The following is a 14,146-nucleotide window of genomic DNA, read 5'->3' on the forward strand; positions in this document are numbered from 1 at the left end:
CGATGGTAATTCCTGCGCATTGCGCCCGGTGTTAGCGCTACCGGCCAACAGGCCGTTTGTCGTGTGCTAGAATTCGGAAGTTTTTGCTGCGGCGCGCAAGCCTGAGGAGATACCGCGTGTTGCCGGTTTGTTAAAACGGCGCAACGGTGCAAGGCCCACGTCAGGAGCAGGAATGGATAATGCGAACGCTTCGGCGCAAGCTGGTGCGTTTCGACTATCAGACCAACTAAAGCAGACGGCATGCATATGCCCAATTCGACGAATTCACTCGCAACCCGCGCAGCTCACGCCTGCGCCCGACTCCATCCGGCAACGGATGCGACCCCCGCCTGCGGGTTGCAGTCTGCTTTCTGGTCGGCCGGCTCAATGCCGGCTTCCGAATTTCAATCCGGCAAGTTTCATTCATTCAGTGTCTAAAGGGAAGCTCCCATGAAAATCCATGAGTATCAGGGTAAAGAAATCCTGCGCCAGTTCGGCGTAACCGTGCCGCGCGGCATTCCTTGCATGTCGGTCGACGAAGTCGAAGCGGCTGCCCAGAAGCTCGGCGGCCCGGTGTGGGTCGTCAAGGCCCAGATCCATGCAGGCGGCCGCGGCAAGGGCGGTGGCGTGAAGGTGGCCAAGTCCATCGAGCAGGTCAAGGAATACGCCAACCAGATCATGGGCATGCAGCTGATCACCCACCAGACCGGCGCTGAAGGCCAGAAGGTGCGTCGCCTGCTGATCGAAGAAGGCGCGGACATCAAGAAGGAACTGTACGTTTCCCTGGTCACCGACCGCGTCTCGCAGAAGGTCGTCCTGATGGCCTCCAGCGAAGGCGGCATGGACATCGAAGAAGTTGCCCACAGCAACCCGGAAAAGATCCACAACGTCATCATCGACCCGATCGATGGCCTCACCGACGCGCAAGCCGACGACGTGGCCGCCAAGATCGGCGTGCCTGCTGAATCGATCCCGGCTGCTCGCCAGAACCTGCAAGGCCTGTACAAGGCTTACTGGGAAACCGACGCTTCCCTGGCTGAAATCAACCCCCTGATCCTGACCGGCGACGGCAAGGTCATCGCCCTGGACGCCAAGTTCAACTTCGACTCCAACGCCCTGTTCCGTCACCCGGAAATCGTCGCCTACCGCGACCTGGACGAAGAAGATCCGGCTGAAGTCGAAGCCTCCAAGTTCGACCTGGCCTACATCTCCCTGGACGGCAACATCGGCTGTCTGGTCAACGGTGCCGGCCTGGCCATGGCCACCATGGACACCATCAAGCTGTTCGGCGGCGAGCCGGCCAACTTCCTGGACGTGGGCGGCGGCGCCACCACCGAGAAGGTCACCGAAGCCTTCAAGATCATGCTGAAGAACCCCGAACTGAAGGCCATCCTGGTCAACATCTTCGGCGGCATCATGCGCTGTGACGTGATCGCCGAAGGCGTGATCGCGGCTTCCAAGGCCGTCTCGCTGAAGGTGCCCCTGGTGGTCCGCATGAAGGGCACCAACGAAGACCTGGGCAAGAAGCTGTTGGCCGATTCCGGTCTGCCGATCATCTCGGCCGACTCCATGGAAGAAGCCGCCCAAAAGGTCGTGGCAGCTGCCAAGTAAGTAACCCAACACGCAAGCCTGCGCGGCGCGAGCCGCCGGCTGCAAGCCATTGCAGCCCAGGCGCCGCCCGCGGCGCAGGCATCACAGTCAAGGAAGAGAAATGTCGATCCTCATCAACAAAGACACCAAGGTCATCACCCAAGGTATCACCGGCAAGACCGGCCAGTTCCACACCCGCATGTGCCGCGACTACGCGAATGGCAAGAATGCCTTCGTCGCAGGCGTGAACCCGAAGAAGGCCGGTGAAGACTTCGAAGGCATCCCCATCTATGCCAACGTCACCGAAGCCAAGAACGCCACCGGCGCCACCGTTTCCGTAATCTACGTGCCGCCCGCCGGCGCTGCTGCTGCCATCTGGGAAGCCGTCGAAGCCGAGCTGGACCTGGCCATCTGCATCACCGAAGGCATCCCCGTGCGTGACATGCTGGCCCTGAAGGACCGCATGGCCAAGGCCGGTTCCAAGACCCTGCTGCTGGGCCCGAACTGCCCCGGCCTGATCACCCCGGACGAAATCAAGATCGGCATCATGCCCGGCCACATCCACAAGAAGGGCCGCATCGGCGTGGTTTCCCGCTCGGGCACCCTGACCTATGAAGCCGTGGGCCAGCTGACCGCCCTGGGCCTGGGCCAGTCCTCCGCCGTCGGTATCGGTGGCGACCCGATCAACGGTCTGAAGCACATCGACGTCATGAAGGCCTTCAACGACGATCCGGACACCGACGCCGTCATCATGATCGGTGAAATCGGTGGTCCTGACGAAGCCAACGCTGCACGCTGGATCAAGGACAACATGAAGAAGCCGGTGGTTGGCTTCATCGCCGGCGTGACCGCGCCCCCGGGCAAGCGCATGGGCCACGCAGGTGCCCTGATCTCCGGTGGTGCTGACACCGCTGAAGCCAAGCTGGCCATCATGGAAGAGTGCGGCATCAAGGTCACCCGCAACCCGTCCGAAATGGGCCGTCTGCTGAAGTCGGTGCTGTAATTGACCACGGGCTGACTCACTCAGCCACGGCAGTAAAGCAGTACCCGCAAGACCAGCATGGGGAGCTCCGGCTCCCCATGTCATTTCTGGCAAGCCGTCCCGATGGGAGGCACTAACCGCGCACAACGCGGTCTTCCAGCCATGCGCCCGATCCGAGGCGCTGTTTTTCCAAGAGGACATGCATGGAATTCCTGGCCAACCTGAACTGGGTCGCCGTGGTGCAGATCATCCTGATCGATATCCTGCTCGGTGGCGACAATGCCATCGTCATCGCCCTGGCCTGCCGCAATCTGCCCGACAAGCTGCGCATGAAGGGCATCGTCTGGGGCACGGTGGGTGCGATCGGTATCCGCATCGCCCTGATCGCCTTCGCCGTGACGATGCTGCAGTTGCCATTCCTCAAGCTGATCGGTGGCATCCTGTTGCTGTGGATTGGCATCAAGCTGCTCAACGAAGACGATGAGCACACCGACATCAACGGCAGCGACCGCCTGTGGGGCGCCGTCAAGACCGTGATCGTGGCGGACCTGGTGATGAGCCTGGACAACGTGATCGCCATCGCCAGCGCCGCCGAGCAAGCGGCCGGTGAGCACCAGCTGCTGCTGGTGGTATTCGGCATCGTGGTCAGCATCCCCATCATCGTCTGGGGCAGTACCCTGGTGTTGAAGCTGATGGAGAAATTCCCGGTCATCGTCACCCTGGGTGCAGCCTTGCTGGGCTACATCGCCGGTGGCATGATCTTCAGCGATGTCGCGGTACAGGGCTGGATCAAGGGCTTCATCGGCGACACCGAATTCGTGTTGCCGGGCGCTGCGGTGCACCTGAGCCTGCCCGGCCTGGTCGGTGCGCTCGGTGTGGTGCTGACCGGCCTGACACTCAAGCGCCGGAAGCAGGAGCGCCAGAAAACGGCCGCCTGAGCGGCAAAGGCGCGTGCAGGCCATGGGGATGGCCGACACGCTGCAGACCAGAACCGGTGCCGCGGCGCCCGATACCCGGCCGTGCTTGAGCCAGGTCAGCGCCGCAGCACGACAAACCTGATAGCTTTGCAATTTTTTCGCTGGTACGCATGACCGGCGCTGCCGATACTGGCAACGCCCTTTTCATTTTTACGAGGATCCCATGAAACCCGTCGTCACCCGTCGCCCCCAACAAGGCTTCACCCTGCTCGAACTGATGGTCACGCTGGCCATCGTCGGCATTCTTGCGATGCTGGGCGCCTCGCAATACCAGGACTACATCGCCCGCGCGCGCGTCTCGGAAGGCTTCAACCTGGCCGAACCCTACAAGCTGGCCGTGACCGAGCAGATCAGCTCCAACAACGGCGTCTTCACCGTGGCGCAACTGGGCCTGCCGGCCTTCACCCCGACCGACAACGTCAGCAAGATCGAAGTCTCGCCGATGGAAAAGCGCGGCGTGGGCGGTGTCATCACCATCACTTACAGCCCGCGCGTGGGCGACGGCGGCACGCTCACGCTGACGCCCACCATTGCCTCCGGCACCATCCAGTGGCAATGCGCCGCCAAGGATGTGAAGCAGGCCGCCACGCCCGAAGGCGCTACCGCCAATACCGGCTTCGTCGCCGGTACGCTGCCGGCCAAGTTTGCACCGGCCAACTGCCGCGGCTGATCTGTGCTTGCAGCAGCGCAGGCAGCATGAAAAAACGCGCCCTCGGGCGCGTTTGTCATTTTTGATTTGTCTTGTCCACAGCGAATTTGCTGCAGCGTGCTGCTTCAAGGGCGCGCCATGCTGATGTCGCTCTTGCCCCCGCGCTTTTCGGTCACGCAGATATCGGTCATGACCATGGTCTTGTCGACCGCCTTGCTCATGTCGTAGACGGTCAGCAGCCCGACCTGCACGGCCGTCAGCGCTTCCATCTCCACCCCGGTCTTGCCGAAGGTTTCCACCCGCGCGGTACAGCGCACGGAAGAACTGGCCGCATCGGTCTCGAACTCCACCGACACATGCGTCAAGGCCAGCGGATGGCACAGCGGAATCAGGTCGCCCGTGCGCTTGGCCGCCATGATGGCGGCGATGCGGGCGATGCCCAGCACGTCGCCCTTCTTGGCCGTGCCCGATTCGATGATGGCCAAGGTGGCCGGCTGCATGCGGATCACGCCGGTGGCCAGCGCCACGCGATGGGTCTCGTTCTTGCCGCCGACATCGACCATGTGCGCTTGTCCGCCCTGGTCGAAATGGGTGAGGCCGCCGTTGGGCGCGGAGTCGCCGGATGTGCTCATGCTGGTTCGCTGATGATGAAATGAAGGGAAAGGAGCGGGTATCATAGCAGGCAGCCTGCGGCTTGCCGCCAGCGCCGAGCTGTGCACCGCCTGCACCGCTGCCGCTGTCTTGCTTTCACCATGTGTCTGCCATCGATGACTGGGTCCATGCAACGAACCGTTCCTGAACTTTCCCGCCGCCCCCTGCGCCGTCTGCTCATGCGTGCGCTCAGTGCCACCTTCCTGCTGCTGCCGGCCGCTCCCTTGACGCTGTTGCCGCATCCCGGCGTGGCGCAAGGCCTGCCGACCTTGGGCGATACCGAACGCGAAGGGCTCTCGCCGCTGATGGAGCGCAAGCTGGGCGAAGAAATCATGCGCGACATCCGCACCGACCGCGATTATGTCGACGATGGCCCGATCTCGGAATACCTCAACAATTTCGGCCAGAATTTGGTCTCCATTCATCCTGAGGTACGCGGCGAGGCTGGCTTCGATTTCCAGTTCTTCATGGTGCGCGATCCCATGCTGAACGCTTTCGCGCTGCCGGGCGGCTTCATCGGGGTCAACAGCGGCCTGGTGCTGGCGGCACAGTCGGAATCCGAACTGGCCGGCGTGATGTCGCACGAAATCGGCCACGTGGCCCAGCGTCACATTGCGCGCATGCTGGGCCAGCAGAAGCAGAATTCCATGATCCAGCTGGCGGCCATCGTACTGGGTGCGCTGGCCGGGGTGTCCAAGGCCGGGGGCGATGCTGCCATGGCCACCATGATGGGCGGCACTGGCCTGGCCGTGCAGCGCCAGCTCAACTTCAGCCGCGATGCCGAACGCGAGGCCGATCGCATCGGCCTGCAGATCATGCGTGATGGCGGCTTCGATCCGTCGGGCATGGTGACCTTCTTCGGCCGCTTGCAGACGGCCTCGCGCAATTACAGCGATGCCGTGCCGCCTTACCTGATGACGCACCCGCTGACCACCGAGCGTATCGCCGACATCCAGGCCCGCATCCGCGACCAGCGCTACAAGCAGCGCGTGGACAACCCGGAATTCCAGCTGGCGCGCGCCCGTACCCAGGTCTTGCAGAATGACGGCGTGCAGGGCCTGCGCGACAACGTCGCCAAATTCACCGACCAGGCCAAAGGCAATACCAAGCTGATGACGGCCGCCGCCAAGTATGGCCTGGCTTTCGCCTACTACCGCCAGAACCGCTTCGAGCAGGCCGAGGCCGCATTGAAGGAGGCCCAGGAAGCGGCCATCCCGATGAAGACCGGCATCTTCTTCGGCAGCCTCGACATCGACATCAAGATCGCCCGCAAGCAGACCCAGCAGGCGCTGCAGGTGGCGGAGAGCATGCGCCAGCAGTACCCGATCTCGCGCAGCGTCGCGCGCCAGTACGCCGATGCCCTGATCGCCGCCAACCGCTACGACCAGGCCGTGGGCTACCTGCGCGACCAGGCGCAGCTGTATCGTTCGGATGCCCAGGTGCAGCAGCTGCTGGCCAAGGTCTACGCCGCGCAGGGCAAGCAGGCCCTGCAGCATTTGGCGCTGGCCGAATCCTATGCACTCAACGGCAGCCTGCTGGCGGCCATCGATCAGTTGGGGATTGCGCGCAAGGCACCGGATGCGACTTTCTACGACCAGTCACAGATCGATGCGCGCGAGCGCGAATGGAAGGCGCGCTGGAAGGATGAGCAGAAGGAGCTCAAAGACCGCTGACCCCTGCCCGCCGGAAAGTCAGGCGGGACGGGGGCTGCAGACGAATCTGAAGGTTTGTTCCAGTTGATCGCTGGCGATGCGTTGCAGCGGCAGGTCCTGCCCGTTCCAGGTGAAGGAAAGTGTCAAATCCTCAGTGCCCTCCAGCCAGCGCAGCAGGGCCTCTTCATCTGCTTGCCCGGCGTGATGCAGGCAGGGCAGCAAGGTGGCCAGATCGCGGTCATCGACGCCGGCAATGATCTCGCCGCTGCGCAGGTAGAGTCGGCCGCTCTCATCCATCCAGGCGGCATCGAGATGCTCCACCGTGGCCTGGGTATGCAGGACGAGGGAGGGAACAAGCGCACCCGCGCCCGGCTGGGTCCGCAGGATATGCGGCACCCACTCCAGATCCACATATACCCGCTGCGGCCCGTTCTGGAAGTACCAGCAGCCGCTATCGTCGCAGGTGTAGTTGCGGTCGATGAAGGCCAGCAGGGCAGGGTGGCGGATGGGGTCTCCGGGCAGTTCCAGTTGCTGTGCCCGTTCGTCGCGCATGCGCCATTGTCCGCGCGCATCCAGCCGCAGCCAGCCGAAGCAGTACGGCACGTTGGGCCAACGGGCCATGGCCTGGCGGACGATCTCATCCATGGGCCAGCTCCGTGTGCGCCACGAAGGCGCTCTCCGCCTTGCCTTCCAGGAAATGCAGCAGCCGCTGCGGCAGCCACGCCAGGCTGCCCGGCGGCCCACCCGCGGCAAAGCCCACATGGCCGCCCTGTTCGGGATATTCCAGCACCACTTCCGGTGCCGCCGAGCGCGGCAGGTGGCGCGCCGGCAGGAAAGGATCGTTCTGCGCATTCAATACCAGCGTGGGCACGCTGATGTCGTGCAGGATGTGCTTGGCGCTGGCGCGGTCCCAATAATCGTCGGTATTGCGATAGCCGTGCAGGGGCGCGGTGACCACATTGTCGAAGGCATAGAGATCGCGCGCCGACAGCAGGGCCTCGCGGTCGAACAGGCCCGGGAACTGGTCCAGCTTGGCCAGGCACTTGGGCCGCATGGTGCGCAGGAAGACCCAGGTGTAGAGCCGGTTGAAGCCGCTGGCCAGCGCCGCACCGCCCCCGGCCAGGTCCAGCGGGGCCGACACCGCGCAGGCGGCGTCGACAATCTCGGCCTCGTGCTGGGATTCGCCCAGCCAGCGCAGCAGGGCATTGGCACCCAGCGAGACGCCGCAGGCATACAGGTGCGTGGCCGCCAGGTCTTGCTGGCGCAGCTTGAGGCGGCGGATGATCCAGTCCAGCTCGGCGGTGTCGCCCGAGTGATAGAAGCGCGGCGCCAGGTTGATCTCCCCCGAGCAGCCGCGAAAATGCGGAATCGCCCCATGCCAGCCACGCCGCTGCACCTCGGCCATGAGCGCGCGGCTGTAGTGGCTGTCGGAAGAGCCTTCCAGCCCGTGGAACAGCACCAGCAGCGGCCGTCCCGGCTGGCCGTCGACGAAATCGATGTCGATGAAGTCGCCATCGGGCGCTTCCCAGCGCTCGCGCCGGAACGCCACCTTCGGCTTGGGCAGGAAGGTGGACGGATAGATGGTCTGGAGATGGCCGCCGGGAAGCCAGCGGGGCGGTACGTAAAGCATGGTGCAGCCTTGCTCGGAATCGGATGGCGCAAGCGCCTGTGGATAAATCAGGCCGCCGTCAATGCAGCATGGCCCCGCTGATCACCGGTTCCACCGGTGCCGCGCCGGGTGCGACCGAGGCGTGGTGCATCACCATGCGCCAGCCCAGGGCGGTCTTGAGGTAGACGTTGGTGGCGATGACGTGCACATCCTGCTGCGGGTCGCCGCCGTGGTCGATGTCTTCCACCACGCTGTGCACGGCGGTCATCATGTTCTGGGTGGCGTGCAACTGGCGCGGGCGGATGTGCAGGCCGCCGTTGGAAAGGATGTCTTCCCATACGGCGCGGATGTCCGCGTGGCCGACCAGGCGTTGTGCGCCGGGGTGGATGCAGACGATTTCCTCGTCATCGGCCCACAGGTCCATCAGCGCGTCCAGGTCGGCACGGGCCAGGGCGTCGTAGTAGGCAGCTTCGATTTCATCGGGCGAACCATGGATCAGTTTGTTGCGGGGCATGACAATCTCCGGATCAGATGAAAAGAGGGCCTTGTGGGCCCTCTCGTGTCTGGTGCGAAAGCTCGATGTTAGTGGCCTTTGACCACGGTACCGGGTTTGAGCTGGTACTGGGTACCGCAGTACGGACATTTGGCCGCGCCGTGCGCGTCCAGTTCCAGGAACACGCGCGGGTGCGAGTTCCAGGCCGACATGCTGGGGTTGGGGCAGTGGGCCGGCAGGTCCTTGCCTTCGAGCAGGATCACGCCCTGCGATGCTTGAGCTTGGCTCATCTTGTTCTCCGTTGCTTGCAATTGACTGAAGTTGATACGTGAAAATCTGCGCTGATCCGCCCGCGCCTCACACCAGCGTGAGCCAGTGCTTGTACTGTGGTGCCCGCCCCGAGACCACGTCGAAGAACAGGGTCTGCAGCTTCTCGGTGATGGGGCCACGGCCGCCGTTGCCGATGACGCGGCGATCCAGTTCGCGGATCGGCGTGACCTCGGCGGCGGTGCCGGTGAAGAAAGCTTCATCGGCGCAATACATCTCGTCGCGGGTGATGCGTTTTTCGATGACCTCGATGCCCAGGTCGCGCGCCATGGTCAGCACGGCGTCGCGGGTGATGCCATCGAGGCAGGAGGCCAGGTCGGGAGTATAGATCTTGCCGTTCTTGACGATGAAGACATTTTCACCCGAACCTTCGGAGACATAACCGTCCGTGTCCAGCAGCAGCGCTTCGTCGTAGCCATCGGCCAGCGCTTCCTGATTGGCCAGGATGGAATTGATGTAGTAGCCGCTGGCCTTGGCGCGCACCAGCGAGACGTTCACATGGTGGCGGGTGAAGGAAGAGGTCTTCACGCGGATGCCCTTGTTGATGCCGTCTTCGCCCAGGTAGGCCCCCCACGGCCAGGCCGCGATGGCCACGTGGATCTGGTTGCCCTTGGCGGACACGCCCAGCTTTTCCGAGCCGATCCAGATCAGCGGGCGGATGTAGCAGGATTCCAGCTTGTTCTCGCGCACCACCTGGCACTGCGCCTCGGCCAGGGTGGCCTGGTCGAACGGCACTTCCATCTGGAAGATCTTGGCCGAGTTGAACAGGCGCTGGGTATGTTCCTTCAGGCGGAAAATGGCCGTGCCTTCCGCGGTCTTGTAGGCGCGCACGCCTTCGAAGACACCCATGCCGTAGTGCAGGGTGTGGGTCAGTACGTGAATGGTGGCGTCTCGCCAATCGATCAGCGCGCCGTCCTTCCAGATCTTGCCGTCGCGGTCAGCCATGGACATGGTGGTCTCCCTGTGTGCAGTGATTGCAAACTTCCCGAAATGGATTGTTCCGTTCTGACAAATCGAACTGAACAAAGAGCACCATTCTAGCGGATTCACGCGAGTAAAAACTTTCATCTGTAGAATGAAAGGCCTGAGTGAAAATGCACACACCATCACGCGCGCCGACCCTCTGCGGCCGGCCGCTTCTTCAATCGCCCACGGAAGACCAATGCAGAAGGAGACAGGCGAGGACCGATCAGGGGCCGGGAGCAATCCCCCCGCGCACGACCCTGACGCTGCCCGCCGCATCGAGAAGGAAGCCTTCCAGGAAGGCTGGCGCGCCAGTGCCTCGACCATTCCCGCCGTGCTGGCCTGGGGCATGGTTTCGGGCATGGCCATGGTCAAGTCGGGGCTGACGATCTACCAGTCGCTGGGCATGAGCTTGCTGGTCTATGCCGGGTCGGCCCAGTTCGCGGCGCTGCCCCTGCTGGCGGCCGGAGTGCCGCTGCTGGTGGTGTTCTTCACCGCCATGATCGTCAACCTGCGCTTCGTGATCTTCTCGGCGGCCGTGGCACCGCATTTCGAACACCTGCCCTGGTATCGCCGGGTCTGGTACGGCTTCTTCAATGGCGATATCTCGATGGCCTTCTTTCCGCAGCGCTATCCTCCGTCTACTTTTCATCAACCTGCCGGCAAGATCGGTTATTTTGCGGCGATCTGCTATCCGGGCTGGGTTGCCTGGCAGCTCGGCGCGACCATCGGCATCCTCCTCGGCAGCCAGATTCCGGAAAGCTGGAATATCGGCTTTGCCGGCACCCTGGCCCTGATCGCCGTGATGATCCCCATGACCAGCAGCCTGCCGGCTCTGGCCGGGGTGGTGGTGTCGGGTACGGTGGCGGTGCTGGCGCTGGACCTGCCGTACCGGCTGGGCCTGCTGCTGGCCATGGTGCTGGGCATGGCGGCGGCGATGCTGGCCGACAAGCTGCTGCCCGGCAGCGGCAGTGACGGCGATGCAGAGGCGACGGCATGAGCGACTGGTATGTCTGGGGCGCCATCGTGCTGCTGACCATCTCCACGGTGGTGACCCGCAGCGGATTCTTCCTGTTTGGCCATGCGGTCAAGCTGCCGCCGCGCGTCAAGCATGCCTTGAGCTATGCGCCGGCAGCGGCCATGGCGGCCATCATCTTCCCGGATCTGGTGACGTCAGGCGGGGCCATCGAGATGAGCCTGGCCAACCCGAAGTTGCTGGCCGGCATCGGTGCCGGCGTTTTCTTTGCGGCAACGCGTCATCTTTTGGGAACTATTGTGGCAGGAATGTCACTCTTTACACTGCTGCGCTGGTTGCTATGAAGTTTCGCGCAGAGCGCCAGGATGCGCTCCGGATGTTGTTGAGGCTGCCAAAAAGCCGTCAGGAGCGGGTCAGGCTGGAGTAAAATACGGCGTTTTTCGCCCCCTTCTTCGAATTCCTACCTATGAAATTCAACCGACTGAGCGATTTGATTTCTGCCAAGCAATTGCAAGGCAAACGCGTCTTCATCCGTGCCGATCTGAACGTCCCGCAGGATGATGCCGGCAACATCACCGAAGATACCCGCATCCGCGCTTCGGTCCCGGCCATTCGCGATGCCCAGCAGGCAGGCGCTGCAGTGATGGTGACCTCCCACCTGGGCCGTCCGACCGAAGGCGAGTTCAAGCCCGAAGATTCGCTGGCCCCGGTGGCCAAGCGCCTCTCCGAGCTGCTGGGAAGTGAAGTCAAGCTGGTCGCCGACTGGGTCGATGGCGTGGACGTGCAGCCCGGCCAGGTCGTGCTGCTGGAAAATTGCCGTCTGAACAAGGGCGAAAAGAAGAACAGCGACGAGCTGGCGCAAAAGATCGCCAAGCTCTGCGATATCTACGTCAATGACGCCTTCGGTACCGCGCACCGCGCCGAAGCCACCACCTACGGCGTGGCCAAGTTTGCCCCCGTCGCCTGTGCCGGCCCGCTGCTGGCCGCTGAGCTGGATGCGCTGGGCAAGGCCCTGAACCAGCCGGCCCGTCCGCTGGTGGCCATCGTGGCCGGTTCCAAAGTCTCCACCAAGCTGACCATCCTGAAGACCCTGGCCGAGAAGGTCGACAACCTCATCGTCGGTGGCGGCATCGCCAATACCTTCATGCTGGCGGCCGGCCTGAAGATCGGCAAGTCCCTGGCCGAGCCGGACCTGGTGGACGACGCCAAGGCCATCATCGAGTTGATGGCCAAGCGCGGCGCTTCGGTACCTATCCCCACGGACGTCGTGGTGGGCAAGGAATTCTCCCCGACCGCTGCAGCCACCGTGAAGGCGGCTGCCGATGTGGCTGACGACGACATGATCTTCGACATCGGCCCCCAGACCGCTGCCGTCCTGGCTGAACAGCTCGGCCGCGCCGGCACCATCGTCTGGAACGGCCCGGTGGGCGTGTTCGAGTTCGACCAGTTCGGCCGTGGCACCGAAACCCTGGCCAAGGCCATCGCGGCATCGTCCGGCTTCTCGATCGCCGGTGGCGGCGATACCCTGGCCGCCATTGCCAAGTACAACATTGCCGACAAGGTCGGCTACATCTCCACCGGTGGTGGCGCTTTCCTGGAATTCCTGGAAGGCAAGACCCTGCCGGCTGTCGAGATCCTGCTGCAACGCGCGCAGTAAGCGTCACCGGCGCTGCGCCCTGTTGCCGGGCGCAGCGCCCGGCTGTTCCATCCGAATTCTGAGTCTGTAGCACCACCAATGATGAACGCGTCCGAGACGCGCGTTCGGGGCGGAAGCTCTCCGCCTGATCGGCCCTGCATCGGGCCGGGCAGCGGGCTTCTATCACCAAGTCGCAACCAGAAGGTATTCATGTCCAGAGCAACAAAAATCGTCGCCACCATCGGTCCCGCTTCCAGCGACCGTGACACTTTGACCCGCATGATCCGCGCCGGCGTTGACGTCGTGCGTCTCAATTTCTCCCACGGCAAGCCGCAGGACCACATCGACCGCGCCACCCTGGTGCGCGAAGTGGCCGACGAATGCGGCAAGAAGGTCGCCATCATGGCCGACCTGCAAGGTCCCAAGATCCGCGTGGGCAAGTTCGAGAATGGCAAGATCATGCTGGCCAACGGCGACAAGTTCATCCTCGATTCCGATTGCCAGATGGGCAACCAGGAACGCGTGGGTCTGGACTACAAGGCATTGCCGCGTGACCTGAAGGGCAACGACGTGCTGCTGTTGAATGACGGCCTGATCGTGCTGAAGGTCGAACGCGTGATGGGCAACGAGATCCACACCGTGGTCAAGATCGGTGGCGAGCTGTCCAACAACAAGGGCATCAACCGCCAGGGCGGCGGCCTGTCCGCACCGGCGCTGACCGCCAAGGACATGGACGACATCAAGACCGCCATGAGCTTCCAGGCCGATTACGTGGCCGTGTCCTTCCCCAAGAACGCCACCGACATGGAAATGGCGCGCCAGTTGTCCAACGTGGCCGGTGAGCCCTTCGGCCACAAGCCGATGATGATCGCCAAGATCGAGCGCGCCGAAGCCATCCCGCTGCTGCAGGAAATCCTGGATGCCTCCGACGGCATCATGGTGGCCCGTGGCGACCTGGCCGTGGAAGTGGGCAATGCCGCCGTGCCGGGGTTGCAGAAGCGCATGATCAAGATGGCGCGCGCCTCCAACAAGCTGACCATCACCGCGACCCAGATGATGGAGTCCATGATCGTCAACGCCGTGCCGACCCGCGCCGAAGTCTCGGACGTGGCCAACGCCGTGCTGGATGGCACCGATGCCGTGATGACCTCGGCCGAGACCGCCTCCGGCAAGTATCCGGTGGAAACCGTGGAAGCCATGTCGGCCATCTGCCTGGAAGCCGAGCGCTCCGAGAATGTGCAGCTGGACGCCGATTTCCTGAACCTGCGCTTTACCCGCGTGGACCAGTCCATCGCCTATGGCGCGCTGTTTACCGCGCACCACCTGCGCGTGAAGGCCATCGCCGCGCTCACCGAATCCGGTTCGACGGCGCTGTGGATGAGCCGTCACAACATCGATATCCCGATCTTTGCGATCACCCCCAATGTCGCCACGCGCCGCAAGGCTTCGCTGTTCCGCAACGTGCATACGCTGGAACTGGCCCAGGCGCCCGACACCGAAGCCATGTTGAAGGGCGCCCAGGATCTGCTGCTGGCGCAAGGCGTGGTGCAGAAGGGTGACCTGATCGTCGTGACCTGGGGCGAGCCCATCGGCCAGGTCGGCGGCACCAATGCGCTGAAGATTCTGCGCGTTGGCGAGTACTGATTTTTCATCGTTCTGGAG

At 63.4% G+C, this 14,146-nt stretch carries 15 protein-coding genes; 9 read left to right on the forward strand and 6 right to left on the reverse strand.

Translation table 11 applies throughout. From position 1 onward, the window contains the following. Positions 1–429: 429 nt before the first annotated feature. The 4 genes from sucC to JOD78_RS11285 all read left to right on the forward strand — a co-directional run bounded on the left by sucC (position 430) and on the right by JOD78_RS11285 (position 4,198). Positions 430–1,590, forward strand: coding sequence for an ADP-forming succinate--CoA ligase subunit beta (sucC, locus tag JOD78_RS11270; protein WP_034341272.1), 1,161 nt, complete (start codon positions 430–432; stop codon positions 1,588–1,590). A gap of 100 nt (positions 1,591–1,690) precedes the next feature. Next, a complete protein-coding gene (gene sucD / locus JOD78_RS11275; RefSeq protein ID WP_013232695.1) occupies positions 1,691–2,572 on the forward strand; it encodes a succinate--CoA ligase subunit alpha in 882 nt (293 codons plus the stop codon). A 182-nt stretch (positions 2,573–2,754) separates the two neighbouring features. Continuing rightward, complete coding sequence (locus JOD78_RS11280) at positions 2,755–3,489, forward strand: TerC family protein (RefSeq protein WP_209568046.1); 735 nt, start codon at positions 2,755–2,757, stop codon at positions 3,487–3,489. A gap of 202 nt (positions 3,490–3,691) precedes the next feature. After that, a complete protein-coding gene (locus tag JOD78_RS11285) occupies positions 3,692–4,198 on the forward strand; it encodes a pilin (protein ID WP_121043020.1) in 507 nt (168 codons plus the stop codon). A gap of 104 nt (positions 4,199–4,302) precedes the next feature. Here JOD78_RS11285 and moaC read toward each other — a convergent pair whose 3' ends face one another. Further along, positions 4,303–4,809, reverse strand: a complete 507-nt coding sequence (moaC, locus tag JOD78_RS11290) for a cyclic pyranopterin monophosphate synthase MoaC (RefSeq protein WP_121043022.1) — start codon at positions 4,807–4,809, stop codon at positions 4,303–4,305. A 147-nt stretch (positions 4,810–4,956) separates the two neighbouring features. Between moaC and JOD78_RS11295 the strand changes: the two genes are divergently transcribed. Continuing rightward, a complete protein-coding gene (locus tag JOD78_RS11295) occupies positions 4,957–6,501 on the forward strand; it encodes a M48 family metalloprotease (RefSeq protein WP_134135467.1) in 1,545 nt (514 codons plus the stop codon). An 18-nt stretch (positions 6,502–6,519) separates the two neighbouring features. Here JOD78_RS11295 and JOD78_RS11300 read toward each other — a convergent pair whose 3' ends face one another. The 5 genes from JOD78_RS11300 to JOD78_RS11320 form a co-directional block, all read right to left on the reverse strand. Next, complete coding sequence (locus tag JOD78_RS11300) at positions 6,520–7,125, reverse strand: DUF2946 family protein (protein WP_209568044.1); 606 nt, start codon at positions 7,123–7,125, stop codon at positions 6,520–6,522. Beyond that, entirely contained in the window at positions 7,118–8,110 is a 993-nt protein-coding gene (locus JOD78_RS11305) for an alpha/beta fold hydrolase (protein ID WP_121043027.1), read from the reverse strand. The genes JOD78_RS11300 and JOD78_RS11305 overlap by 8 nt, the downstream gene beginning before the upstream one ends. Before the next feature lie 58 nt (positions 8,111–8,168). Next, positions 8,169–8,603 carry a nuclear transport factor 2 family protein gene (locus JOD78_RS11310; RefSeq protein ID WP_121043029.1) on the reverse strand — a complete coding sequence of 145 codons (435 nt, stop codon included), beginning with the start codon at positions 8,601–8,603 and terminating at the stop codon, positions 8,169–8,171. A 68-nt stretch (positions 8,604–8,671) separates the two neighbouring features. Continuing rightward, complete coding sequence (locus JOD78_RS11315) at positions 8,672–8,872, reverse strand: zinc-finger domain-containing protein (RefSeq protein ID WP_008325571.1); 201 nt, start codon at positions 8,870–8,872, stop codon at positions 8,672–8,674. 67 nt (positions 8,873–8,939) lie between these two features. Then, on the reverse strand, positions 8,940–9,860 hold the full coding sequence (locus tag JOD78_RS11320; protein ID WP_121043031.1) for a branched-chain amino acid transaminase: 921 nt from the start codon (positions 9,858–9,860) through the stop codon (positions 8,940–8,942). Positions 9,861–10,071: 211 nt separating this feature from the next. Here JOD78_RS11320 and JOD78_RS11325 point away from each other — a divergent pair, with 211 nt between their 5' ends. The 4 genes from JOD78_RS11325 (at position 10,072) to pyk (ending at position 14,128) form a co-directional block, all read left to right on the forward strand. Then, positions 10,072–10,872 (forward strand): AzlC family ABC transporter permease, encoded by an 801-nt coding sequence (locus JOD78_RS11325; protein ID WP_121043033.1) that lies wholly within the window; start codon positions 10,072–10,074, stop codon positions 10,870–10,872. After that, the gene (locus JOD78_RS11330; RefSeq protein ID WP_039789151.1) at positions 10,869–11,192 is read left to right on the forward strand and encodes an AzlD domain-containing protein; all 324 of its coding nucleotides are present in this window, start codon (positions 10,869–10,871) and stop codon (positions 11,190–11,192) included. Before JOD78_RS11325 ends, JOD78_RS11330 begins: the two co-directional genes overlap by 4 nt. Positions 11,193–11,314: 122 nt before the next feature. Further along, positions 11,315–12,505 (forward strand): phosphoglycerate kinase, encoded by a 1,191-nt coding sequence (locus JOD78_RS11335; protein WP_034331814.1) that lies wholly within the window; start codon positions 11,315–11,317, stop codon positions 12,503–12,505. Positions 12,506–12,694: 189 nt separating this feature from the next. After that, positions 12,695–14,128 (forward strand): pyruvate kinase, encoded by a 1,434-nt coding sequence (pyk, locus tag JOD78_RS11340; protein ID WP_034331813.1) that lies wholly within the window; start codon positions 12,695–12,697, stop codon positions 14,126–14,128. Positions 14,129–14,146: the final 18 nt, after the last annotated feature.

Origin of the sequence: Herbaspirillum sp. 1130 (assembly GCF_017833835.1) — a bacterium.
GTDB lineage: Bacteria > Pseudomonadota > Gammaproteobacteria > Burkholderiales > Burkholderiaceae_D > Herbaspirillum > Herbaspirillum huttiense.